Source organism: Embleya sp. NBC_00896 (assembly GCF_045207785.1).
Classification (GTDB): Bacteria; Actinomycetota; Actinomycetes; order Streptomycetales; family Streptomycetaceae; genus Embleya.
In genome coordinates this window covers 2,951,589-2,976,566 of the sequence record NZ_CP108777.1, presented here as the reverse complement: position 1 = coordinate 2,976,566, position 24,978 = coordinate 2,951,589, and the positions used below count along the sequence as shown (strand labels likewise).

Genomic DNA, 24,978 nt, shown 5'->3' with positions numbered 1-24,978 from the left:
GTCGCCAATGTCGCCGTCGGCGATCTCGTTGCCCCTTCGCGGACTTCGCGAGCAGCAACCTCTCGACTCGTAGGCTCCGGACTCGTCCCTGAGCACGCCGGCGAAGTGGCATCTCTGGCGGTTTGCGAGCTGTGCGGGGTCTGCCCGGGGGTGGTGGTGGTTAGGTTCGTGTCATGCGATCTGGGAATGTCGTCGACCTGCGGGTGGAGTCGGTCGAGCAAGCGTTGGATCTGGTCGAGCACGGCCTGCGGGTGCGGCTGGACCGGGGGTCGGTTGTGCGCAAGCGGCGGTCGGTGGGGGCGGCCACGGATCGGGGGACGTGGGTGCGGATCGAGCGCCGTGCCTTGGAGCGGATCGACGGTCAGGGCTGGAACGGCGTCGAGAGCGCGGCCGTGTTGACGGGGATCGCGAAGCCGGAGTGGTTCGCGGGGATGTCGTGGCGCGAGACCGGCGCCGACGCCATGTGGCGTGTCGACGAGACCGAGCTCGTCACCGAGGCCCCGGTGAAGCCCGGCGGCCGACTGGTCGTCGACCCCGACCTGTCGCGGGCGTGGTGGGCGACGCTCAACACCTCGTTGGACGCGTTGGCCGCGCAGGAAACCACCCGTGTGGCGACACCGGACACGGTCACCATCACCGCGGGCAAGGTGGCGCGGGCGATCCGCGAGACGTTCGGCGACCGGGTCGACCCGGCTCTCGACGAGTGGGTGCCCGCGCACGCCGACTTGAACTGGGCGAACCTGACCGGCCCCCGGTGTTGGCTCCTCGATTGGGAGGACTGGGGCCTCGCGCCCCGCGGGTTGGACGCCGCGACGCTGTGGGGCAACTCCCTGGCTCTGCCCGCGCTGGCCGAGCGGGTGCGCGCGGAGCGGCGCGCCGACCTGGAGTCGCGGTCGGGGCGGTTGATGGCGCTGTTCGTCTGCGCGAAGGTCGTAGGCCGTCACGCGGACCCGGCCGACCCGCTCCTGGAGCCGGCGCGACGCGAAAGCGCGAAGTTGGTCGAAGCCCTTCAGACGGCCCGCTGACGGGCGGCGCGTTCGCCCAACAGGGCCCGGTAGCGGGCGACTTTGCCCGTGTCGATCTCGTGGTCGAGGGCTTGGACGAGTTCACGCAGGTGTTCGGGGTCGTCGGAGCCGACGGCCACGGTGTCCACGCGGGGCAGGTGGTGGGCCACCCGCAGCGCCGCCTGGACGCGGGACGCCTCCGCGGGGGCGGCGAGGAAGATCCGGGGGTCGACGCCGCCCCACACGGGGTCGGTGATACTGCCCCCGAACGGGCTCATGCCCCGAACCGATGCGGGGGTCAGGCCCCAGCGGGCGGCGAGGGTGTCTGCGGCGTCCAACACCTCGACCCCGGCGAGCAGTCCCGCCCGGACCATCAGCGCACGCGGCACCGGCATGTCCGTGCTCACGGCCGCGGGCAGTCCTCGCGGGTCCCACGAGGCGATTCCCCAGGTCCGGCACAGCCCGGCCGCGGCGGCTTCCTCGAGGACCAGGCATGCCGCGGTCAGGGACCGCCGGGCGTGTGGCGGGGCAAGGCGGGTGAGGGAGCGTTCGGGGTTGTGGAGGAACACCGTGTCCGGTGGCATGCCCAGATCGCGGCAGGTCTGCTCGATCGCGCCCCGCAGCCGGTGGGGGTCGAGGGAGTGTTCCGCGTGCCCCGACGTCGGGAAGAAGCCGACCTTGGTGGAGATAGTGAGGCGGGGCAGGAGGTCGCGGACGGTGTCCGCGAGGCGGCTGTGCGAGGCGAAGTCGGCGTAGTTGTAGGCGGTGTCGATCGCGTCGATGCCCAGATCCAGCGCGGTTCGGATCAGGGGGCGTCGGTGACGAGATCGGTGTAGCCCGAGGACAATTCGGGGGTGAGCGTCGCGCACAGTCCCTCCCGGGTCAGGATCTCCGCCAGCCGTCGGGTGGGGTCGTCTGCGGGGGTGTCGCCGTCGAGACGGACGGGATGGCCGCTGAGGAGTCGGCGGGCGGCGGGCAGGGCTCGTGTGGTGAGGGTGAGACGTTTCCCGGCGGCGGTGATCTCGACCGTGTCGTCGACCACGGCGACGCGGGGCGGGAAGTCGGTGACGCACACCACCGCGGTCATCGGGGCGAAGATCTCCAGGAACGGGACGCGCCGGGCGGCCACCGCGTCCTGTTCGCGTTCCGCGAGGAAGTCGTCGGGGTCGCGCGCGTCGATCAGGCGCGCGGCCGCGGCGCGGAGTTCCGCCTGTTGGTGGTCGCGGTCGGCGGGCGGTCCCCAGCGGTCGAGGTCGTGGCGGAAGACCTCGTCCTCGCGGGACCGGTCCGCCAGCCAGTTCAGCCAGTTCACGCCGGTGCGTTGGGCGAACCCGAACGTCATGTGCGTGCTGTGTCCGGTGCCCCGGCCGGCGCGGGTGGCGCGGTGCCAGTGGCCGCGGGGATGTGCATGACGTCGCCGGTACGCATCGTCCCCGACCACACGCCGTCTCGTGCGGGTTCGTGGTTGCGTTCGGCGTCGCGGAACATCGGCGCGACCCGGGAGGCGCCGCGCACCTCCCACTCCTTCTCCCCCGCCAACTGCACCACCAGCACGTCGTGGTCGTCCCAGTGCAGATCGAACCCCGAGGCGTCGTTGGTGGTGACGTACACGTTGACCTGGACGCGTTCGCGCGACCACCACTGCATCGCTCGACACGCCACCTCCAACGTCGCGTCGAACATGTTCGCCCCGTCCAACACCAACGTCGCCCCGCCGTCCAGGAGATCACCCAGTCGCCGCATGTTCACCATGCGGATGCTCTGACCCCGCCGGTTCACGTCCTGGGAGAAGTACGCCTTCGGATGCAGTTCCTCGCCGTCGCGGAAACATCGGAACTGCGGGTTGTCCAGGCTCCGGCGCATGACCAGGTCCAGCAGCCTGTTCGGTGTCAGAAGGCGTTCCGGGAGGAAGGTGTCCTCCACGTGGCCGCGGGCGAAGTCCCGGCCGAGCCGGGTGGGGCCGTCCCAACCCAGGGCCTTCTCCACGGCGGTGATCAGGCGGTGCTCCACGACTCCTCCTCGGGGGCGGGACGCGTCCAGGGACGAAGAAGGGCCGCGCGACGCACCACCGCGCGGCCCCGCGTGCGGGAACACCCCACTATTCGGGGTGATTGAGGCCGTCGCCGTCCGGCTGGGTGTCACCGGTGGCGTCCGGCGGCGGATCCGAACGGTCGCTGTCGTTGCGGTCGTGGACACTCGCCAACACCTCGACCGCGACCAGCAGGTCGTCGTGGACATCCCGGGCGGCCGCCGGGCGGGGATCACTCATGCGGGTCACTCCCTTCGAAAAAAGGGCGGGCAACACCAAATGCGATTACGCGTCGTCAAGGCTCGAACACCATCAGCGAGCCCCGACCTCGTCATACTCCGCCCCCACCCATCCGGGCACAAGACAACGACCGGACAACAACCGGCCCGAAATACCCCACAGACGGACGCTCCTCCGAACCGACCCCCGATGACCGACCGGCCGCCCGTCACACCAACCCGACGACGACCCGGCATCGCCAGACGCGTGCCGCGAAGACATCGGCTACGACGGCGCGGCGGCCGGGGCGATTGGTCGGGTCGGCCGCAGCGTGGCAAGGGTGCGTGGGAGAGCGCGGTCACGGCTGCGGTGGCCTGTCGGGAACCGGACGGGAGTCTCGACGTGCGATGCGGACGCGTCGAAACCGTCGCGGCGGCGGAAGATGGGAGGCGGCCCAGCGGCAGTCGACGGCGCGGCGAAGGAAGGCGACGGCGGGGCGGGGCTCCGGGTCTTGTTCCTCAGGCCGGGTGCCGCATCGGTATGGGTCGTCGGCTATGTCGCGCAGGCGATGGCGATGTCCGTGTCCTTCCGTCCGCAGGTCGACATGCTCGCAGGGGGAGCCGACACCTCGAAGGTCGAATACAGCGCCCCGGGCGACGGCGTCTTCTTCGTCGACATCGATCGCTCAGGTGGCCGCCTCCACCGTGCACTCCTCGATCCATCGCGCGATCACGCTGAACGTCGCCAGGTACTCGAGTGCCTGCTGTTCCTCCCAGCCGACGGCTTCCTCGTGGGCGGCGAGGTAGGGCGAAGGAAAGCGGTGATCTCGTCCTGGAAGCGCGCGCGTCCCAGAGCCTGGATCGCCGCGTGCCGTGCCACCACTCAGTTCTCGCGTGGGTTTCCCGGCGGCTCGTAGTCACCGAGGGTGGGTACGTAGGCATTCTCGATCAACCGCGCGCGCACCTCCTGAAGCTCCAGTTCGTCCGATGCCTCAGGCCATTGATATGGGCCGCTTCGATCGATCTCTTCCAGGAGGGCATTGATGTCGCCCACGAATTCGGTCAGTTTCTCGACGGCGTAGGCGTGGTCCACGCTCGAAGCGTAGAGGCGGCTCGACACGGACATGAGTGGTTTCGGCGGAGCGCGCAGTCGAGCAAACACGCCGTGGCCGGACCTCGTCGATCGACGGCTCCGACAAAGTCGGGGAAATGCCCGGCGCGACCGCGCGATCGGCGGGATGATCAGCGTTTCATCGGTGTCGGGCCGGGTCGGCCCGCAGGCGATCGTCGTTGCCGGTTCGGGGTCCGCCGGCGACGGATGGGAGCGGGTGCTCGTGCGGCGCAGGGAGTATCTCGGGCAGTTTCCCGTGCACGTGGCGGTGTTGCCTTCGCGTGTGGTGTACCTGATCGCGGAGGGGAGCGCGGAGGGGTTTCGTCGCGCGGTGCGCGAGGCGTGCACGCGGTGGGGCGGGATCACCGAGCCGATCGTGGAGGTCGGGGTCGAGGGCGGGCTCTCGAACGATGTCCGGAACGTCATCGAGACGGCGGACGTGCAAGCTGCGGTCAACGTGGACGTCGAGGCCGGGCGGGCCGCGTCGGTCGCCCGGCTGGTGGGGCTTCCTCTGGTACCGATCGCCGGTATCGACGACGAGGACTTCGGTCTGGCTCCGTGCAGTTGGGGCGCCGTGTTCGCAGACGCGGGGGTGTCAGTTTGGTCGTGGCCGAGGAGCATGCCCCGTTGTGGCAGGTCGCGGTCGCGGGTGACCTCGACGACGAGGTCCTCGAGCGGGCCCAGTCTCTGTGTGCGGTGCGCAGGCCCATGACCGACGCGGAGATCGGCCCCGCCCAGCTCCACGGGGCGACCCTGGTGGAGCGCACCACGAAGCAGTTCCGCGAACACGGCGCGGAGGTCACCGCACTCGCCGGCGGTCCGATCACCCTCGTCGTCGCCGACCCGGACGACACCGGGGCCTGCGCGTGGTTCTGGAACCTGCGGGCCCTGCGCTCTCGGGTCCTGGCGCACTCGCACGTGTTCCTGTTGCCACGCGCGGGTGTCGAACACTGGGTGGGGTTCGCCGAGCAGCTGGTGGGTTTCGCGCGGACGTGTGGTGGGCGTTCTTCGGAGGTGGCCGTGGTCGGTCCCGGCATCCCCGTCGATGAGCTGCACGCCTTCGCCCGGTCCCTGGGGCTGACACCCAGGGACACGCCGGAAGCACCCAGGGGGTTCACGCAGCCCGGGGGGCCGGTCACGTTTGCCGTCGACCGGGATCCCCGCGCTTGGCTGTTGCACACGCGATCGTGGGGTCTGACGACCGAGGTCGACGCCCACTTCTACGCCGAGGGCACGACGATCGAGATCCCCTCCCCCGTGAGGTTCGACGGCGAAGTGCTGGGTTCCGTGCTTGTGCGCCTGCGCAGTTCGGCGTTCGACGGGCTGCCGCAGCGCCCCGGTGTCGCCGACATGATCAGTTCGGGTGCCCGCTGGCACCGGGGGCGGATCGAGGTGGAGCAAATCGCCACGGGTAGCTTCTCGCTGCGGTTGACGGTGCCGGAGCCGGTCGAAGCCGCTCGCCGCCTGCTGGGCGACGCGACCGAGGAGTGGGGGCTGTCCGACAAGGGGCGTATCGCCGAGGGGGTGGTCGCTCGGCAGGATCCCGGTGTCCTGCTGCGACCGGGTGTCTACGAGGCGATCATCGCGCTCTACACCAAGCGTTCCAAAGAGTTGCTCAAAGAACTCAAACGAGCTCGCAAGAACGACAGCGACGACGCCGCGCTCATCGAACTGGCCCAGGCGTGGGGCGGACGCGTCCGCAGGACGTACCGCTCGGTCGCCGAACTCAAATCCGACCACGGACTGCGCGAACACCGCGACGAGGTGCCCGACGTCCTGGAGCTGTTGTGTTCGGTGGGGTGGGCCGAACGCGGACTCGAGTCACGATGCGGCGACTGCGGGCACCACACGTTCGTCCCCTCGACGGAGACGTCCGGCCCCGCGTCCTGCCCCGGTTGCGGCGCCCCGGCGCGATACTCCCGCAGCGACCAGGGCCCGACCATGGTGTATCGGCTGGGCACGTACATCGACCAAGCCGCCGACAACGGGATCCTCCCGCACCTGTTGACCGCCGCCGCGGTGAGGGCCGACGATCCTCTCTCGCACCTGATCCCCGGGGTGAACACGCACTTCGCCGAGGGCGTGCTGCGCGAGGTGGACGTATACGGCATCTGGCACGGGAAACTCGTCGCCGGCGAGGTCAAGACCAACCCGGGCGCATTCGACGACGAGCAACTGCGCCACGACATCGACACCAGCGCCCGACTCGGCGTCGACTTCCACCTCATGGCCTCGGTCGGCACCATCACCCACGAACGACGCGACACGGCCCAGGCACTGTGCGACGAACGGGGCCTGGAACTCGCCGTCCTCGACTGCGAAGGCCTGCGCCCTCAACCGAAGGCAACCCCGTGAGGCGCCCGGCGGCGGACGGTACGGACCTCGTCGCGTTGCGGGACCTCCTCGAAGCCGCAACAACCCGCCGCTGGGTCACTGGAGGACATCCTGTAGCTCCTCGACACCCCCGGCGAGCTACTCAAGGGCGTCGACCAGTGGTCGCCACAGGGCGTGGGACGCGTCCGGGACGACGATGTGCGCCCGGTGACGAGCGCGAGTCATGACGACGTACAGCAGCCGCGAACCGTCCGGGAAGGGCTCGCCTTCACTTCCGTAGTACTCCTCGGCTCCCAGCAGGACGATGGTGGTGTCCGCCTCACGGCCCTTGGCCTGGTGCAGGTTCATGACCTGGATCGACCGCCGGCGCCCCACCCGGTTCCCGACGAGGGACTCGTCGCGTGCGCCGAGCAGTTCGGCGGCCACCGGGTCGAGGTCGAGGTCTTCGCCCAGACGACGCAGCGCGCTACGAGCGCGTCGGGCTGCTTGGTTCCAGGTCTCCTCGCCGCAGACAGTGCCCACGCGCGACCAGGCTCCGGTGACAGTGTCGCCCGCAGCGTGCGCAGCAGGGCCGCGAGGGTGCCGTCCTCGGCCAGGAACCCGACCTCGGCCGCGGTCAGGGGCGTGTCACCCACGCCGGCGTTGGGGGCGGCGGGGGCGAGCATTCATCGGGTGTGGTCGGCCAAGGTGGCCAGGAGGTGGGCGGTCTCGGGTCGGATGTGGTCGGAGTGGGCGCCCGCCGGGTTGAGGTGGCGACCCTTGCGGTAGACGTCGGTGGCGTCGAGGTTGACGAACCGGTGGTCCAAAACCGCGCGCGGATACGGCTCGTCGATCGGGAGCATCCGGGTGGCCGAGGGCGGTTCGGGGGCTGTGAGCATGCCGCCATGTCCGATGCCGGGTTGCCCTTCGGCGCGGGTGTGCCAGAAGCCGACGGCGTGGTCGTGTCTGGTGTGGGTGGCCACAACGGGGCCGCGCAGCGGCGCGCCGTCGTGTTCGTCGGTGGGGAGCAGGTGGGTGAACATGGTGGTGAAGGCGTCGCGGGGCGCGGCCATCTGTAGTAGCAGCACGGTGTCGACGGTGAACGGGCGTGATGCGATCGCGGGTGGGGCGGTCCATTCGAGGGTGTCGCCGGCGTGGGTGTCGGCGGCCCATTGGACGGCCTCGCACAGCAGTCGGCAGCCGAAAGAGTGCCCCACCAGGTGGAGTTGGTAACCGTCGCGGGTGGTGAGGTCGGGTGCGGCGTCGGGGTCGGGGCGTTCGCTGTCGAGGTAGCCCAGGAGGGCGCCCATGACGTGGGCGGCGTGTCCGGTGGGTCGGGGTGCGCCGATCGTGTGGGCGCGGTCGCGGATGCGATGGTTGGGCGCCTTGCCGATCCGGCTCGCGGAGGGCCAGCGCACCAGCACCGTCCACGGCTCGAAGCCGCCGTCGGTCAGGTTCGGGTACAGGCGATCGGCCGTGGTGACGCGTTCGCGGGTCAGGGTGTGCAGGAGTTGGGCGTCGCGTACGGCAGCGTGGGGTGGGGTGCGCCAGCCGTGGGCGTACACGATCACGTCGGTGGTGGCGGGCGGCGGCGTGAGGTGTTCGGCGTAGTGGTCGCGCAGGCGGTGGTGGGGTACCGGGGGAGCGGGTGTCGGGGTCCAGGATCCAGCCGGTGGTGTCCAGGTCGACGACGGTGATCGGCGCGGTCACGGGTGCTCCGGTTCCGGGTGCGGTTCGGGGTCGGTGGGCCCGGGCAGGGCCGGCGGGTCGGTCGCGGTGGTGGGCGGGGGCGGTGCGGTGTGCAGGCGGGTGTCCATTCCGCTGTGCAGGGCGTAGGCCAGGGCCAGGGGGTTGCGGTATCGGGCGGCGAAGTCGCGCGTCAGTGCGTGGGTCACGGCGCCGGCGGTGGCGGTGCCGTCGAGGTAGCGGGTGACGAATGCGAGGGCGTATTCGGCGGCGAACGCCTGGGGCATGCGGATCTGCGGGCCCAGGACTCCGCGGGCGCCGTGCCCGATGAGGGCGCGGGTGAGGTGGCCGTGATCGGCGGCAGCCGGGATGCCCGTGCGGCAGGCGCTGAGGAGGACGAGGGGATGGAAGGTTCCGGTGTTGTGGTGTTCGGCGCGGGCACCGCGGATGGTGTCGGCGTGAATGGTCCTGCGGTCCGTCAGGCGGATCACGATCCGGGCGCTGTCGGGTTCGAGGTGGCCGTGGCACCAGAAGTACATGAACTGGTCGTGCATGTCGCGTGCGCTCAGGTCGCGGTCGAGTTCGGCGTAGGTGGTTCGTTCGACACAACCGGGTGTGTCCATGAGCGCCTTGGCGACCTCGTGGGCGCGGGTCTTGCCTCCCACGGTGGTGTCGTGGTTGAGACTGACCGTGGGTCGGGTGCCCGGGTTCGTGGCGGGGGGTCGGATCCAGGGGTAGGCGTCGCCGGTGTGCTCTATCTGGTGGCGGTGACCCAGGAACAGATCGAAGAGGTCGCGGAGTTCGGGTTCGGGTGGCGATTCCGGCACCGTTGTGGCGTCGTGGGGTGGGCCGGTCTGCGGAACGGGTGCCGCGGCCGGCCGTTCCCTTGTGCGGGTCGCGTATTCGGCGAGGACGGCGGTGACGATGGAGGCGGCTGCGGCGGTTCGGAGTAGTTGGCGAGCCGCGTCCGGGAGGTTCCCCGCCAATGGTAGGGGCCCGGTGAGGTGTTGGGGTCGCAGGCACAGCATGGGCCAGGGCAGGTGCAGGTCCGGCGAGTCGAACCGCACGCGCAGTCCTTCGCAGGCGAGCGCCTGCGTGAGGTACGAACGGAACAACCGGGTGGGCTGGTCGTTGCCGGCCAGCAGGGTGTCGAAGAGGACCGATGCGCCGGAGCGGGCGAGTTCGCCCACGATCGCACGAATTTCGTCCGGTGGTTCGTTGCTCAGGTCCGCCGCCGTGGCGAAGGGCCGGATGCGGTCGCGTCGAGGTCTGTGGAGCGCGTCGGTGGGCTGATGATCGACGAACGCCGGCCACAACCGCAGGTGGGGGTCGGTGACCCGGTAGCGGGTGTCCTTGTTCGCCGGTTTGGTCGACAGGGGCGTCTCGGCGGCGACGATCCGTTTGTGGACCAGGAGCGTGAGGGCCCGGGTGAGGCTGGCACCGGCGATGTCGCCGGCGGCGCGGGCGATGTTGGTGAAGGTGCGTTCCCCGCTGCCGATCGCCTCCAGGACCCGGCGCGCCTGAGCCTGAGTGGGGAACTCGGTGGCCAAGCTCCGTTCACCCGAAACCACCAGGGCCGAGAGCGGGTCGGCCAGGCAGGTGGCGAGGTAGGTGTCGGTGTCCATGCCCGGCTCCCACTCCGCGCACAGCAGCGGCAGGCCGCCCGTGGCCAGGTACGCGTCGAACGCCTCGGCCGCGGACAGATCGAGCATCGCGGCGACCTCGCGCGGGTTCAACCGGGGGACGACCATCTCGGTGGCGCGCTGGTAGAACGGGCGCCCGTAGGTGCCCATCTCCTCCATCATGGCCAGGTCCGAGCCGATGCCGATCAGCAGCACCGGCTTGCGGGACAACTCGCGGTCGAAGAGCTTTTGCAGCGTGCCCTCGAACGCCGCGTCCTTCTCGACGAGGTACGGCATCTCGTCGAACACCACGATGCTCGGACCGTCGGCGGGCAGCGCGGCGGCCAGCAGGCGCAGCGCGGCGTCCCAGCCGTCCGGGTGCGCGCCCGCGAACAAGGCGGCGCCGGGCAGGTCGGACGCCGCGGCCTCGGCGACGAACAGGTCGATCTCCTCCCGGGTGGTCCGGGTCGAGGCGGTGAAGAACACACTCGGCACACCGGCGCGATCGACGAACTCCTCCACCAGACGGGACTTTCCCACCCGACGCCGCCCGCGCATCAACAACGCCGTCCCCGGCCGCCCGCCCGGCCCGGCCCGTCGTTCCACGCGCCGCAGCATCGGTGGTTTGGTGGATGTGATCGTGACCTGGGACGGTCCTGCAGGGCGTCGATATGTGTCCGGGCTGTTGTTGACTGCCGATCATTGTGTGCGCGGTGACGCGGACTTCGTCAATCAGGCAATCCTCAAACCCGAACAACCCGCCCTGACCAGCTAATCAACACCTTCCACGCAACGGGGGAAGCTCACCCACGTCGTGCGGCCGGACCGGACCGAACGCGTCAGGTGCGGCGCACATAACGGACCGACAGCTTGTATCGGGGAGGGAATCCGACTCCCGTATCGACGGACACCGTGTTGTCGCTGAATTCCGTGCAACACCCACGCTCGGCCGTCCAGTAGTAGCCGTACTGGCCCTGGTCTTCGCATCTGCCGGTCTCGTCGCAATAGCCACCGAGCCGCGCGTCGAAGCCGGACACGCCGCCGTCGATCAGTGCCGCGTAGGAGCCGGCACCCCGGTCGTAGGACGCCGTCAGTGCCTTCCAGTCGTCGGTGGTGGGGAGGCACCAGCCATCCGGGGCGTGCACATGGGCCGCCTCCCAGTCGTACAGCCGGCCTCCGAAACCGCCGTCTCCACCGTCACAGACCGAGCTACCGGTCGTTTCGTAGGCGTAGTCCCGCAGCAGCCAGAACGTGTCGCCGACCAGCCTGATGCGGTAGACGGCTCCTGCGGGATCGAGCAGGTACCGCAGTTGCGCGTATGCGGTGAACTGGAGGCTGTTGAGGTACCCGCCCCCACCGTCGAACGCCTGCAGGGTGGCGAAGATCGCCTCGCTGTTCTGTGGCGGCGGTACCTTCAAGACGACCGAGTCGTAGGCCAGGGGTTTCGGATTGGAATAGGTCCTGCGCACTGCGGGAATCGCCGGGTGTGACGTGATGAGGTTCACGGCGGCGACGTCGAACATCGCCCAGCGCAGTTCCAGGGCCACCGTGCTCTTGGGATCGTCGACGTCGAGCACCGGAGCGGGGCCGGCAAAGGCGACAACCCCACGTGTGGGCGGCGCGTTCTGCTTGGAGATGTCCAGGACGAATTGGTGATCGTCGTACTTGGTCCGCGCGTCTTTCGCGAACCCGCTGCACAGGACGATCATCTGCGTATGCCCCACCGGGGTGAACGAGGTGATGCGTGAGAACTCGAACGTCACGTTCGCGTGGTCACCGGCGGCTGCGCCCAGGATCTCCGTATTGGTCGAAGAGGGCCGCAGTGTCCACTGCGGGCTCCGGGACTGGCCGGTCGGTTGCGGGTTGACGGCCGTCCAAGCGGTCTGTGCCGGGCCCAGGCCGACGTGGATGTTCCAGGCCGAACCGGTGGGAGGGGTACCGCTGCCCGCCTCGTCGGATGCGAGCGCGCCGCTTGTGCCGCCGTAGACGAACGACACGAGAATCTGCGGTGTGCCGAGTGACGACGCGTCCGAGGTGGCGAGCGCGGTTGCCCCGACGTTCTTGAGGTTGAGGAACAGCGTGTTCGTCAGCGGGTCGGCCGCCGTCGACCGGTAGACGATCCCCTGGCTCTCGAGGCCGACCTGCAGAGTGTCGGCCAGCGAGAGGTTGCCGGGCGCCGGAGCACCGGCCACGCTGAACGGCGCGAGGATGGACAGCGGCGCATCCGGATCGACGTTCACCGGTGCGATCTGGATGGTGCCGTTCGCCGGTGGACCGTCTGACACGACGTTGCCGATGCGCAACACGAGAGTCGCGCCGTCGGTCCAGGTGATTCCTTGCGTGCAGGCGATGTTCACGACCTTGGTCGCGACATCGACGGCCCCTTTCCAGCCGGGGGTCGTCACGGTCATCGCCGAGAGCCGCGCGGCGGAGAAGAGAGCCGGAACGGGCAGGTGGACGGCGAAGGCGGACGAACCGGCGATGAGCGCGATGTCGTGCCCGGACCGGTTGAGCAGCGTCAGGTTCAGCGATGTCGCCGACGCGATCGCAACGAACGGCTTCCCGGTCCCGGCATCGGTGACCGTCCCGGTGATCGTCGCAGTCATGAGCCGTCCGTTCCGTCGCCGATGGGGGTCGGCGTCAGATCGAGCCGGCCTTCGAGCAGGCGCTGCGGCGAGTAGCCGTAGAACGGCTCGTCGGGCGACGCGCCGGAGAGTGCCTTCGCAGCTGCACCCGGCGCCTGCCACGACCACTCGTGGCCGGGCTCGACCGGCAGCGGAAGCGTCCAGCCGCGAGGATCCTTCAACACGGGTCGCGTGATGAACGTCAGCGCAAGCTGCCGCATCGCGCGTAGGTAGTGCTCGGGAGGGAGTTTCAATGCGACGGTCGGCAGCAAGGGGGTGGTGACGTGCAGGGCTGCGCGCGGATCGACGAGCGCGGTCACCGTGAGCGGAGGCCCGTTGAGCGTCGGCGGCAGGGTTTCGTGACTCGGCCGGGTCACGCCGTTGGCGCCGTCCTCGGGCGCGGTCGGCGCCGACACCGTCGTGTACGGCGTGTTCGAGGCCGTCTCCGGCAGGAATGCGACGAGACCGTCCTCGATGTTCGTCAGGTCGCCCAGCCGCAGCGGGATCGTCAACCGGTCCAGTCCGGCCGCGGTGTCGGCCTGGCGCGCGGCGTAGTCCGTCCAACCGTTGTGCACGGCCCTGGCCAGCGCGTCGGTCGGCGAGGTGTTGGCCTGGCTGACGGGCAGCAGGCCGCCGGCGGTGCTCACCCCGAGGACGCAGCGCACGACGGCGAGCGGACGTCCCGTGAGCACGGCCGACGACACGTCCTGGGCGGCGGTCGCCGGGTTGATGAACCGGTCGGAGCGCTCGATCGCGTCCATCAGGTCGATCAGGAACCCTGCCGGGCGGTCGTGGATGAACCACATCAGCGCCGCGATGTTCGGGTTGACGTGCTCGGGCGCGCCGGGCAGGCCGACATCCGAGGCGAGATCCTGCCCACCCGGGTCGGTGAGGTTGTCGCCGGCGCCCGTGCGGTAGACATTGTCGTCGTGCTCCAGGCCGAAGGAGCCGATGACGCTCCCGTCGGCGTCGTGGAACCGCAGGGCGAGATCGAGGTGGTCGGCAACGATCCAACCGCAGACCGGCGATGTGGCGGGATGTTCGTTGGTCGTGACGACCTCGCCGGTGTTCCCGGACGTACCGTCGTTGTGGGCGGCCGAGAGCCAGTGCGCGTCGATCCGGCTGGGCGCCAGTACCCGTGGCGGCAGATAGGCGCGCTTGGCGTTGACCGAGTCGCCCGCAGCCGGCGAGAACGCGACCGCCGTCCGCACCTCGAGCGCGCCGGTGTCCGTTCTCGACTTCGTGGTCAGTGTGATCCGCCGCCCGAACACATCGATGACCTTGAGATCCTCGATCTCGAGGAAGCCCGCGCGAAGGGGCCCGAAGTTGTACTCGGCGAGCAGACCCGTCGAGATCGGCGACAGTGTGTTGAAGCCGGTGTCGTACCAGGTGTCGCCAGGGTTCGCCGTCGCCCCGGCGGCGATCGCGTTGGTGAGCACGTCGAACTTCACGAGGTTCTCGACCGGGATCTGCGGGATCGGGGTGCGCAGCGTCTGGGCGAGGTTGAAGCCGCCGAGGGCCTGCGACATCACCCGACGCCCGGCGAAGTCGTCGCGTGCGCTGCGCAGTCCGTCGTCGGTCGTGTCGGTCGTGTCGGTGGAGAGGTCGGTGAGGTAGCGGTCGATCTGGCGGGTCAGACCGACCATCGGCTTCTTGGACAGTACGACGGCGCCCGAATAGGCAACGGGGGCGCCCGTGGTGAAGGCGGCCGGCACGGGATAGGTGAGGTCTCCCGCCGCGCCGTCGGGCACGAATCGTTCGACGAGCGTGCCCGGCGAGTAGCGACCGTCCACACCTCGGGCGAGTGGGTCGAGCATGATGTGCCAGGTCAACCACACCGGAAGAAACGGGTCCTCGCCCCTGGGTGACGAGGCGGGCAGGGACGCCTGCGCGTTCCAGCCGACGGCGTCGGGCGCCAGTGCGTGGCCCCCGGAGTTGGTGAACGCGATCGACAGCGGGGACGGGCTTCGGACAGAGGCGACGGGATTGGCCGTGCGGACGTACCCCGGTGCGTGCACGGTGGCGTACAACCCGCCGTCGGGGGCGCCCTGGCCGCCCTGGCAGCCGGTGATCGCGACGGCCGGCGCGGCCGTGGCCGCGGCGATCTCCGGCGCGTAGAGCGGATCGAGCAACGCCGCCTCGGCGAGCAGCATCGCGCACGTGCGGGCCGCGGGCATCGCAGCCGGCGGCTCGGGGAGCCCCGGCAGGCTTGCCCCGTCCACGCTCCGATCGCCGCTGCCGCCGCTCAGCACAAGCTTGTCGATCAGCTGGGTGTCCGTGCGAACAGCGATCGAGGTCGTGGGTCCATTGCGCCGCGCGGGCTCGACCCGGCTGCCCTCCATCACGAGCACCGGGTCGGTGGGCATGGCGAACGGCCGGGCGGGCACCGCGTCGAGCCGCCACTGGGCCTCCGCGGTTCGCAGCGCGGAGGCCACCGCGTCGAAGGCCACGACGACCTGCGCGGCTTTCGACGTCTTTGCGCTGCTCGTCGACACGCCGGTGCATTCGTTCGAGGCGTCGACCGCGTAGTGCAGCAACCCGACGGCGGCGTCCGCGGCGAGGACTGCGTGCATCTCGCCACCGGTTGTCGTGGCGAGGAAAGCCGACAGCGAGGCGGTGTCGACCACCGGGTCGCCTTGGGCGACGAACTGCTTGACGTAGATCAGCCAGTCCATGAACAGCTGCCCGCGGATCGTCGCCAAGCGCTCGCGGTCCTGGTCGTAGACGCGCTGCGCCCGGTTGAGCGCGGCCAGCCGCTCGGCGAGGCACAGCGGGAGCGTGGGCTCTCTCGTCGTGTCGGCGCCGTCGGTGGAGGCCGGCTGCACGATCCAGGTGTGTCCGCCGTCGACCTGCGCGAACGCCCTCGTGTGCAGAGCCTCGTCGAGCGCGGGCAGCGAGTTCCCGTCGGCCTCGAGTTCGTGGAGCAGTCCGAGCTGAAGCGCGTTGAGCGACGCCTCGTAGTCGTCGAATTCGTCGCGTTCGCCCCGCAGGGCGGCGAGGTCGCCCCTGATCAGGGCCGAGACGGCCTCGACGGTGGTATTGCCCAGGGCCAGGTTCACCTCGTCCGACCGGTCCACCACTCCCTCGGGGGTGGCCAGGAACGACGTCTGTGCGCAGTCCCAGACGATGTCGTGGATCCCGCCGGAGCACAGTGTCTCCGACGGCGCGTCGAGCGTCACGATCGTCTTGTCGGCGGCCTGCGTATACGTGATCGCGGCAGCGTCGAAGTCCCATCCGAAGGAGTGGGCGGCCATGCTCACGCAGGCGTCTGCGGGCGTTTCGGTGACGGTCACCCGCTCGGCCGCGCAGTGGGCCACGTAGGCGTCGTAGCCGGCGGTGACGGTGGCGGCGAAGCCGGTCAGCGGATCGTCGTGAGGTGCGAGCCAGCCGGTGACGTTGTAGGTGAAACGAAAACTGATCGGGGAGGCCGACTCGGGCACCTGCCACACCTCCGGGACATCGGCGAGCGTGTCCCAGAAACCGAACACGCTGTTGCAGTCCGGGTAGTAGCCGGCGAAGGCGGGGCCAACGAACCCGATCGAGGTCAGCCGGTGCGCGGCGCCGTCCCCGGCGGTGTACGCGCCGAGATAGTCGGTGGGCCGCTCGGTTGCCGGGTCCCAGGCTTCCGCGCTCACCACGCGGCCCATGTACATGTACGGCACGTCGTCGGGCGAAGTCAGCGGCACCGTCACGGCGGGTCTCGGCCTTCCTCCGTCGGCGGGTGGGAGTGTGGCACTCACGTAATCGCTCTCGACGACCCAGCTCGCGTGCGACAGCGCGCCGTGGCTCCCGGTCTTCTCGTCGAACGCCCTGAGCGAGCGCACCACGAGCCAGCGACTCGGCGCGGTCGGGAACTCGATCGCGCCGGTGTCCGGGTTCCGCACGCCGCGCTTGAAGTATTCCGGGAGTTCCCAGTGCAGGTGGATGCCGGCCCCGAGGCGATCGCTTGGCGGGTCGTCGCTCTGCAAGGGTCGCCACACGGTGTCGCCCGTGCCGGCCTCCGTGGCACTGTCGGTGTGCGGGAGGAGGTCGAACGCGGCGGTGCGACCGGCGAAACCGCCGGTGACGTTCGATTCGTCCGTGGTCGACACGCGCATGGCAGTGACGTTGAGCGGGACGATGGCCTTCAAGATGTGCTCCCGTGCTCGAAGGAGAACGTGCCGACTCCCTCCGTCATGGCGAAGCCCATCTCCGCCGAGTCGAGCGTGCGCATTCCCGCACCGTTGGCGGCGGCGAGCAGCGATGCCAGCCGGGCGAACTGGACCACCCGAGGCGAGCGGGTGCGGAATACCTCGCCGATGGGCACCTCGCGCACCTGGCCCTCGATGGTGATCACGCCGTCGGCCGCGCGGCTGAAGGTGCGTAGGTTCTTCGTCGCGGTCGGCGTCGGGGAAGCGGGTCGCGAGCTGTAGGAGTCGATGCCGTAGTGCAGCAGTTCGGGGGCCTCGTGCACCTCGACCCGCTGGGCCTCCCCGCCGGCGATGCACAGTAGCGTGTCCGTGTTGGGACCGAGCCGGTCGAGGCGGTGCACCGGCAGCAGCCGCGCCGAGCCGCTCTCGTGCGACGGCCCGTAGACGTTCACCCCCAGCCCCGGATACTCGGTGACCACGCGCGAGCGCAGCAGGAAGCCTGTCCAGGCGATCGGCGTGCCCGAGTCCGCGGGCGCGGCCACTTCCGTCGCGCCTGCGCGTCGCGTGGGCGCCGCCGCGCGGGCGCTCGCGCACAGCGCCGTGGACACGGCCGCATCGACGTGAGCCCCGGCGCCGCTCGTTCGCGATGTGAGGTTGCGGCCGAGGCTGAAGGCGCCGTCGAGGAGGGCACGCGTCCAGTTGTCGTCGAGCCGGAAGAAACGGATCGATTCCGGCGGCAGCATCGCCTCGTCCGGAACGAGGTAGCGAAACGGCACGCCGAAGAGCGTGTGCAGCCGGCCGAGCCAGGCGGCGATGTCGCCGGGCACGGCGACATCGCCCAAGGCGTCGGCGACACTCGTGGAATTCGCGAACGCGGCCTCGATGCGCCGCTCCCGCAGGTCACGCATGCGCAACGTCATGTTTCCTCCTCCAGGCCCAGCAGGCGCATGGTGTGCCACAGCAGCGGGATGCCGACCGCGGGCGCGGACTCCTCGGCCGCCATGGATGGTGCCGGAAGCAGGCCGGCCAGGGCATCGTCGACGATCGAGCGCTCGACGCCGTCGACCACGGACCGCGCGAGGTCCCTCTTCCAGGCGTACAGCGCGTTCGCGAAGCTCTTGTCCTGGAGCGCCACCAGCCGCCCGATCGTCCAGGCAGCCGACAACGACACGTCGAACATCCCCGTTGTGGGGTCGAACACCATCGCTTGGTCGGGCGAGGTGATCGGAAGCTCGATCGGCGTCGCCACCGAGCCGACCGGCGACAGCGGCCCGCGATACCACGACACGGTGTTCTCTCCTGTGCGCAACTCGTGGTCGAGCGGCACGTAACCGCCGGCCAGCGCGCCGCTGATCGGGGGCGCAGCCCCTTCCTTGACCAGTCTGAGGGTGGTGTTCGGCGGGTCGTCACCGGAGTTGAGGCGCTTGAGCCGGTCGACGAAGGCGGCGATATCGCCCGTGCTGTCGAAGCTCCAGTGGTGCAGCACCGCAAGGCGCAGGGATCCTCCCGTGTCCGCGGTCGGGTTCCGCGGGGATCCGCCCTGGTCGGTGGCCGGCAGGAAGTTCTCCAGCCCCTCCAGCGAGACGAGGTACGCGTGACTGCGCGTGTCGGGCTGCGGGAGTCGATTGGCCACCACGATCGAGAAGGAGCCGAGCGGGTCGGCAGCCGGTCGACTGCCGAGCGTCAGCGGCTTGTTCTCGACGGCGACACGCCGGACGTGCGCACTGAACGCGAGGTCCTCCAGAGCCGGCGCGATGTCCACGAACAGGTCGAGCGGGATGTCGATCGTCTGCACCGGATCGTCGGGCGTCTCGCCCACGTCGAGCCGCGGCGTGCCACCGGCACGGTCGAAGTAGCTGTGGATCGTGGTCCCGAGCGCGGCCGGGAACAGCTCGCGCACCCTTCGCGTCACCGGCTCCAGCACCAGCCCCGGGTGGGCGGCGACATCATCTCCGTCGAGCACGAGGACCGCCAACCACGTCGGGACGTCGACGCCGGTCTCCGGGTCCGCGGGCGGCTCCGACATCGGCGAGCGTGCCCACGGAAAGCTGGTGTTGGCGAACACCACATGCGCGAAGACCGTGCCGTAGTCGCCTGACGCGTTGTCGGCCGGAAACGTCGACGCGATCGTGGCGCCGGGATCGGTCAGCCGCAAGCGGTCGCCCACGACGCCGAAGCGGTAGCTGCGGGTGAGGGTGTCGCCGGCGATCGAGGCGCCGCCCGCGTCGTTCACGCGCTGGTCGACGCGGACCTCGTAGGCGCCTGCCCTCAGCCCCGGCAACTGGTGCTGAATGAACGTGACGACCTCGTCGGCGGCGGGTGGATCCAGCGGTGAACGGCTCATGCGCCGGCCCCGATCAGCGCGACATCCGGCCAGTCGGTGAGCGCGGTCGCGGCCATCTGCCGTAGGTGAACCTCGTCGCCACCGGCCGTTGCGAAGCCGAGTTGCCGGAGGTTGTCGAGCACCGTCGAACGCCGCGTCGAGACCCACGGATCCGTGAGCGCCGACAGCCGGTGGCCGCGCTCGGTCAGTGTGGCGGTGTGGTCGCCGCCGACCTCGATCCTCAGCCCTTCGTCGTCGATCGTGCGATCGACGACGAAGCGGGTGTCCGGCGCGGGCTGCTGGTAGGCGAACGTCGTCGAGGTGCCGGCGCCGTAAATCAGTGAGAGCAACCCGACCACGCCGACCGCGTCCGGGTGACGCGGCACGGGTGAGATCGCCAGGCCGGTGAGGGTCGCCGGGATCAGCCGCTGCGCGTTGGGATCCCGCCGGGTGCGCTTCGGGCCCCACAGCGCGGTGTTCGACGGGGCCGGCTGTGGCGTGAGGGTTACCCCGCTGACGTGGTTCGCGTAGCCGCCGGTGTGAGTGTCGAGCGCGCGCAGCGCGGTCGTCAGGGAGGACTCGACGCCCGTCAGGTCCATCGGTCCGATGCTCAGCACCGGTTCCCAGACCTGGTGATCCGTGGCGGTCGTCGTCCCCGGGTCGAGCCGCAGGACCATGCCGACGGGCGCCTTGTCGTGCGCGGTCGCCGCCGACGTCTGCCGGTAGGCGGCCACGACGTTGGGCAATTCGGCCGTCTCCCCGTCGGCGGTGGCCCACAGCGCGTGATTCGCCGGGATCGTGCTCTGGACGAGGATGCGGAAGTGGTCCGGATCCAGGATCCAGTCGAAGTCCGCCGGGGCACTCGGGCGCCGGCCGGCGGTAACGGTGGCCTTGAGGATGTTGGTCGTCGTGGTCGCAAGGGCACGGTGCGGCGTGACGGCTCGCGCGGCGGGCATCGCCGCAGTGGGCTGCACCGTGTCCGGCGGCAGGAAGCTCCCCGCGAAGGTGCCCCAGCCGACCGGCAGCGGCAGTGTGCGGGGGGCACCGAAGCCGATCGTCAGGGACACCACGTCCAGGTCGATGGTGACGGTCCCGCCGAATGCCGGTCCCCAAATCTGTAGGTACCCACTGATCTGGACCTTCTGGGTGAGCAACCCGAGGTCGACCGAGCAGCCGATCGCCACCCAGGCGCCGGCCTCGTAGTGGAACGGCGCCCATGCAATCAGGAAGTCGATGCCGGCGTCGAACCATCCCCGCACCGGGCCGCTCGCGAACGTAGCGCTCAGCCGCAGGCCCACCATGAACCCGTTCGGAACCAGCGCGAAGTACGCCTTCCCCAGACACTTCAGCGGCCCGAGCGAGAACTCGAGCCCCAGGCGCGGAACATCCGGGTAGTGCGCGGGCTTGTGGAAGTCGGGGTGGTAGCCGCCGAGACTGACGACGAAGTCGCCGCTGTGCTCACCGGAGAACCACGCGTGGAAGGCGAAGCCGCCCGTCAGCTTCACGAAGCCGCCCAACACGTACGAGGCCGGTGAGAGCTTGCCGTCGACGGCAAGCAGTCCCGTCGACGGGGTGAACGAGGCGACGACGTCGATCTCGACATAGGCCATCGGGTACGGCTCATCGCCCGGGAAGGTCATCGAGCACGTGCCCACCACGCCGATGTGCGTCTCGACGCCGAAGGCCACCGAAAGCACGGCCTGCGCCTTGATCATCTCGAACGACGTGAACTCGATCCCGGCCGCGACCCAGTACTCGTTCGCCTTCGGCCGGAACGCCTGCCGAAGCGCCGGGACAACCGTCGCGATCGTCTGTGCCGGAGTCGACCCCGCCGGCGGCGCGTTCGCCGGCAACAGGGGGTATCCGCTCACGCCGTCGACCGTCGGCAGCGTGAGTGCGGAGTTGATCCCGCAGCCGCCGGCCAGCCCCGTCACATACAGGAAGGGTGGTCCGCCGATCGGCGCCTCGACCCTGACGTAGAGGAAGAACGACGCGGGGTCGACGTCGGGTGCCCAGCCGCCCAGCGCATGCAGCGAGAACTGCCCGACCTCGGCGATCACCTCGCCGAAGTAGGAGCCGACCGTCTTGTCGGCGATCTGCTCGTCGACGCGCAGGAACGCGCCACCGATCTCGATCGGCGCGCGATCGAAGATCAGCACGAGTCCCGCGAGGCTGAACTTCGGCTGGAAATCCGTCAGCGGCGAGCCGATGGTCAGCGCCTGCATCGAGAATGCGAGCGGTCCCATCGCCACGGACGCGTCGAGTGCCAACTCGAGCACGTTGTCCTGGTAGGCGACGCCGACGCGCTCGAACGAGAAGATCCCGAAGTGTTTGTTGATCTCCAGCCAGGTCACGGGGTCCGAGGAGCCGGCCGGCGCGGAACCCGCCGAAAGCGCGGGAGTCGGGGACACCGCGGGCGGGACGGGTGCGGGTGCAGTGACGCCGGCGTGGAGGTGCTTCGTTGTGGCGCCGAGTTGGACGTCGGCGTCGAAGGCGATGCCCGCCGCGAGCCGGTCCGGCAGCTTCGCGATGCCCTGTGGCATCACTTTATTGACGATTGCCGTCTGTTCCGCGGTGAAGTCCGTCGCGTACATGAGCTGGAGGTTGCGCACCGCGAGCGTCTCGCCGGCCGGGAGCCGAGAGCCCACGATCGGCAGTTCGTCGAGGGCGATCTCGGTGCCCAACCGCAAGCCGAACGCCCAGTGCGCGCCGACCTGTTTGAGGAAGACGAACCTGGCCTCACGAAAGTCCACACCGATGCCGCGCGGAATCGGCGCGGCCAGGTTCGGGTCGATCTCCGCGACGAGATCGTGAAGGTTCGTCCGCCCGCTTCCGTCCACCGGGGCGTAGGCGGCGATCAGGACGTCGGCGTTGTTGTCGGTGACGTCGAAGACGAGATCGAAACGAATGTTGTCGAACGTGACTCGGCCGGTGAAGTTCGCGGAGCAGCCCTTGGTTCCCGCGACCGTCGAGTGCGGGTCGGTCGGCGGGAGGCTGCCGGGCTCGGCGACGTCGATCGTGAGCACGAGCGCGACCGGCTTGGCGGCGACCTTGAAGTCGACCTCGCACGTGAAGGTGAAGCGGCCGGCAGCGGTGTCGTAGGTAACGCCGAGCGCCGTCAGAACCAGCGATGCGATCGGCGCCGGCACCCGCTCGATACCGAAGGTCTGTGCCAACTCGGTCAGCAGTTCGCCGATCGAAATCGTGCTTCCGGGGTCGGTTCGGCCCTTGAACAACGCGCCGCTCCCGGCGCCGGCGCCGCCGGAGCCCATGCCCATGTCCGCCATCAGGGTCAACCGCGTGTTTCCGATTCCCAGCGCGGTCACGAAGCTGCCCGCGGGAACGTGACCCTTGCGGCAGTCCAGCGCTGCGGTGACCTCGAACAGCTCGATCTCGGCGTCGCCGATCGAGCCGACCTTCCAGTTGGCGAGCGTCACGAGCAGCCCGAAATCACCAGAGGCGTGCGCCGAGATCGAGGCCGCGACGACATCGAGCTCCGGCAGCCCGCTCACCCGCGAACCGGTGACCACGGTGGCGATCTCCCGGAGCGTTGTGCGGTGCTTGAGCCCCCCCGAGATCGCGTACCCGCCTGCCGATGTCGCGAAGATGTCGAACTCGAGTTTCGAGTCGCCCGTGCCGAGCGCGAGTGTGCCCGACAACGTTCCGGATACCGACCGCGCGGCGGAGTCGAAGGGAAAGACGATCGACCAGCCGATCGTGAGCCCATCCACCTCGACCCCGTCGATGATCGACCATGCCCGGCCCGGGCCGACGGCCAGCACCAGCCGCTGCACGCCGGGTGGATCGAGGTCGACCACGACGGCAATCGACAACAGCGCGAAGCTGTGGAGTACGTCCGGCAACGAGGGCAGCGCGAACTCGCCGGGGTCCAGGCCGACAACCTCCGCCACGGCGGCGATGCCGCGCTCGAACGTCAGCCCCTCGCGGCCGAAGTCGGCGGAGAGTTCGAGCACGCCCGACTTCTCGTGGATCGGAGCAGTCAACTCGACCTTCACCGGCTTCGTCTTGCCGACCGCGAGCGTCGCGTCCAGGTCGAGCCGGGTCAGCGCCGTGCCGGTGGCGGGGTCCTTCAGCACCGTGCGCAGGCGGATGCCGGGCCTGTCGAACGTGAGCAGGTCGCCGATCACCAGGCTCCGCGAGTTCGGGGACCCGCCGGTCACGGTCAAGTCCAGCGTCGCCGGATTGCCGCCGTTGAGCCGGATACTGCCCGTCAGCCGCGGCTGCTCCGGAAGCTGCAACGCTGCCGCCAGGAACGACACCTGTGAAACGTTCCGGAGCACGCCCTCGAACGTGAGATCCATGGAAGCGCTGGTGGCGGTCAACGACGCGGACACCAACTCGAGGTCATAGAGGATGCTCGGCCCGAGCCCGACCAGGGCCCTGTGGTCGGTGAGGTGCTTGTAGGACTGCGGCAGCCCCGGAAAGCCGTCCGCGAAGCCCCAGCCCACGGGCAGCGTGAACAACAGCGTCGCGGTCACCGACTCCGCGCCGGTCACCAGGAGGCGGGCGGCGCCGGGCCTGGTGCCGAACATCGTCACCGTGCCGTCGACGGTGACCCTGCCCGGCGTCTGCGCAAACGCCACTTGGGCAAGCCCGAGCCGGGCAACTCCCGCGGCGCTGAGCACCGACGCCAACTCGGGGAACATCGCCGACTCGAGCAGCAGTCCCCTGTCGTGATCGATACTCCCGCCGAGGAGGCGAGCGATGTCGTCGAGGCTCACGAGGCCGCCGGAGACGAGAGGGTGAGACCCCAGTCGCACTCGGTGGGGTAGATCTTCAGCGATCCATCGTCCCAGATCGACACGCGGTATTGCACGCCGGCATCGGCAGCGCCGGGATCATTCGGGTCCTTGGAGATTCCCATCGTCGCGAGCGTCGAGAAGATGCCTTCGGTTCCCGACTTCTGGATCCACTGGTCGGCACAGGCTGGGATTTCCAGCGGCTTGTCATTCGGGATATCCGGGGCCGAGTTGTATTGCTCGTAGTCGGACCGCTGGTACGCCACCACGTACGAATGCCGGCCACAGTCACGACACAGCGCCGGCGCGTATCTCTCCAAGAGCTCCATCGTCAGCGCCTGCGGCAACCGGTGCCCCGTCGGTTTCTCGGTTTCGTCCAGGGAACCGGACCGATCGGACGAAATGAACGCGAACGTCGGGTTGACCAATCCCAGCCAAACCGCGCGGTTGGACGTCCGATGCGAACCGTGGTGAGCGATCTTCAGAACGGCCGCGCCGAGAATGCCCTGCGGTGTGAGGGCACGGTTGTTTTGACAGAGCCGGCTCGTCTCGCCGATGATCTGCTCCTCGGTAACCCCGGTCGCGTCACCGGTAAGCATGAGCCCGACGCCCTGGTAGACAATGCGGAGCACGACGCTGCGGGTGTTCTTCTTGTAGGCAATGTCAGTCGAGCCGGCCTCGACGCCGAGCGCCAATACGGTGACGTCCGCGCCCAAGCCGAGCAGGGGGAAGAACCCACTGTCCGCCGTTCCGGTCTGAATGTACGGGTACGTTCCATCCTGGTTCTGGCGTTGACGCAGCCGACCGATCAGCCCTCCGTAGTCCGCCTCCAAGCCGCCGTGCAGGACGTTGCGCACATCGACCTTGAACCGTTCGAGAAACAGCTCGACCATGTTGTAGTGGTCCCGGTCACCGTGGGTCAGGACCAGCCATTCGAGGCCCACCGGGTCACATTGCCGCCCGAAGTCCGTGTGATCGTTGAAGTACTTGAAGATGTCGGCGGTGACGAGGTCCTTGTTCTTGGTCGAACCCAGGTCGACCATCATCACCTTGCCATTGGGTAGCCACACGACCATGCCGTCACCCTGGCCGACATCCATGATGTCCAAATGCAACGGCATGGGAGCACCTCATCCATCATTCTTACGTTTTTGACGA

At 69.4% G+C, this 24,978-nt stretch carries 16 protein-coding genes and 1 pseudogene; 4 read left to right on the top strand and 13 right to left on the bottom strand.

Translation table 11 applies throughout. The features are described 5' to 3' along the window. Window positions 1-173: 173 nt before the first annotated feature. Window positions 174-1,025 carry a hypothetical protein gene (locus tag OG928_RS46805; protein ID WP_331768111.1) on the top strand — a complete coding sequence of 284 codons (852 nt, stop codon included), beginning with the start codon at window positions 174-176 and terminating at the stop codon, window positions 1,023-1,025. Here the strand turns inward: OG928_RS46805 and OG928_RS46800 are convergent. From OG928_RS46800 to OG928_RS46790, 3 genes and pseudogenes are all read right to left on the bottom strand, one after another. Further along, window positions 1,010-1,873: an aldo/keto reductase gene (locus tag OG928_RS46800; RefSeq protein ID WP_331768110.1), complete on the bottom strand. Its 864-nt coding sequence runs from the start codon at window positions 1,871-1,873 to the stop codon at window positions 1,010-1,012. The genes OG928_RS46805 and OG928_RS46800 overlap by 16 nt on opposite strands. Further along, window positions 1,810-3,014: pseudogene (locus OG928_RS46795) on the bottom strand (JmjC domain-containing protein). The gene OG928_RS46800 and the pseudogene OG928_RS46795 overlap by 64 nt, the downstream one beginning before the upstream one ends. An 88-nt stretch (window positions 3,015-3,102) precedes the next feature. Continuing rightward, entirely contained in the window at window positions 3,103-3,273 is a 171-nt protein-coding gene (locus OG928_RS46790; RefSeq protein WP_331768109.1) for a hypothetical protein, read from the bottom strand. Window positions 3,274-3,694: 421 nt separating this feature from the next. Between OG928_RS46790 and OG928_RS46785 the strand changes: the two genes are divergently transcribed. After that, window positions 3,695-4,168 carry a hypothetical protein gene (locus tag OG928_RS46785; RefSeq protein WP_406292030.1) on the top strand — a complete coding sequence of 158 codons (474 nt, stop codon included), beginning with the start codon at window positions 3,695-3,697 and terminating at the stop codon, window positions 4,166-4,168. Here OG928_RS46785 and OG928_RS46780 read toward each other — a convergent pair. Beyond that, complete coding sequence (locus tag OG928_RS46780) at window positions 4,135-4,344, bottom strand: hypothetical protein (protein ID WP_406292028.1); 210 nt, start codon at window positions 4,342-4,344, stop codon at window positions 4,135-4,137. The two genes, OG928_RS46785 and OG928_RS46780, sit on opposite strands and share 34 nt — an antisense overlap. A gap of 145 nt (window positions 4,345-4,489) precedes the next feature. Between OG928_RS46780 and OG928_RS46775 the strand changes: the two genes are divergently transcribed. Together OG928_RS46775 and OG928_RS46770 are read left to right on the top strand one after the other, a co-directional pair. Further along, window positions 4,490-5,074: a hypothetical protein gene (locus OG928_RS46775; protein WP_406292027.1), complete on the top strand. Its 585-nt coding sequence runs from the start codon at window positions 4,490-4,492 to the stop codon at window positions 5,072-5,074. Continuing rightward, window positions 4,969-6,717, top strand: coding sequence for a hypothetical protein (locus OG928_RS46770; RefSeq protein ID WP_331768106.1), 1,749 nt, complete (start codon window positions 4,969-4,971; stop codon window positions 6,715-6,717). Before OG928_RS46775 ends, OG928_RS46770 begins: the two co-directional genes overlap by 106 nt. Before the next feature lie 117 nt (window positions 6,718-6,834). Here OG928_RS46770 and OG928_RS46765 read toward each other — a convergent pair whose 3' ends face one another. From OG928_RS46765 to OG928_RS46725, 9 genes are all read right to left on the bottom strand, one after another. Next, window positions 6,835-7,218, bottom strand: a complete 384-nt coding sequence (locus OG928_RS46765) for an ATP-binding domain-containing protein (protein WP_331768105.1) — start codon at window positions 7,216-7,218, stop codon at window positions 6,835-6,837. Window positions 7,219-7,361: 143 nt separating this feature from the next. Further along, a complete protein-coding gene (locus tag OG928_RS46760; protein ID WP_406292025.1) occupies window positions 7,362-8,246 on the bottom strand; it encodes a hypothetical protein in 885 nt (294 codons plus the stop codon). Window positions 8,247-8,381: 135 nt separating this feature from the next. Continuing rightward, entirely contained in the window at window positions 8,382-10,589 is a 2,208-nt protein-coding gene (locus tag OG928_RS46755; RefSeq protein ID WP_406292023.1) for a CHAT domain-containing protein, read from the bottom strand. Between the two features lie 233 nt (window positions 10,590-10,822). After that, on the bottom strand, window positions 10,823-12,589 hold the full coding sequence (locus tag OG928_RS46750) for an FISUMP domain-containing protein (RefSeq protein ID WP_331768102.1): 1,767 nt from the start codon (window positions 12,587-12,589) through the stop codon (window positions 10,823-10,825). Beyond that, entirely contained in the window at window positions 12,586-16,737 is a 4,152-nt protein-coding gene (locus OG928_RS46745) for a hypothetical protein (protein WP_331768101.1), read from the bottom strand. The genes OG928_RS46750 and OG928_RS46745 overlap by 4 nt, the downstream gene beginning before the upstream one ends. Next, complete coding sequence (locus OG928_RS46740) at window positions 16,734-17,657, bottom strand: hypothetical protein (protein WP_331768100.1); 924 nt, start codon at window positions 17,655-17,657, stop codon at window positions 16,734-16,736. Before OG928_RS46740 ends, OG928_RS46745 begins: the two co-directional genes overlap by 4 nt. Next, on the bottom strand, window positions 17,654-19,081 hold the full coding sequence (locus OG928_RS46735; protein WP_331768099.1) for a hypothetical protein: 1,428 nt from the start codon (window positions 19,079-19,081) through the stop codon (window positions 17,654-17,656). Before OG928_RS46735 ends, OG928_RS46740 begins: the two co-directional genes overlap by 4 nt. Then, entirely contained in the window at window positions 19,078-23,802 is a 4,725-nt protein-coding gene (locus OG928_RS46730; protein ID WP_331768098.1) for a DUF6603 domain-containing protein, read from the bottom strand. Before OG928_RS46730 ends, OG928_RS46735 begins: the two co-directional genes overlap by 4 nt. Further along, window positions 23,799-24,941 (bottom strand): MBL fold metallo-hydrolase, encoded by a 1,143-nt coding sequence (locus tag OG928_RS46725; RefSeq protein ID WP_331768097.1) that lies wholly within the window; start codon window positions 24,939-24,941, stop codon window positions 23,799-23,801. Before OG928_RS46725 ends, OG928_RS46730 begins: the two co-directional genes overlap by 4 nt. Between the last annotated feature and the right edge of the window lie 37 nt (window positions 24,942-24,978).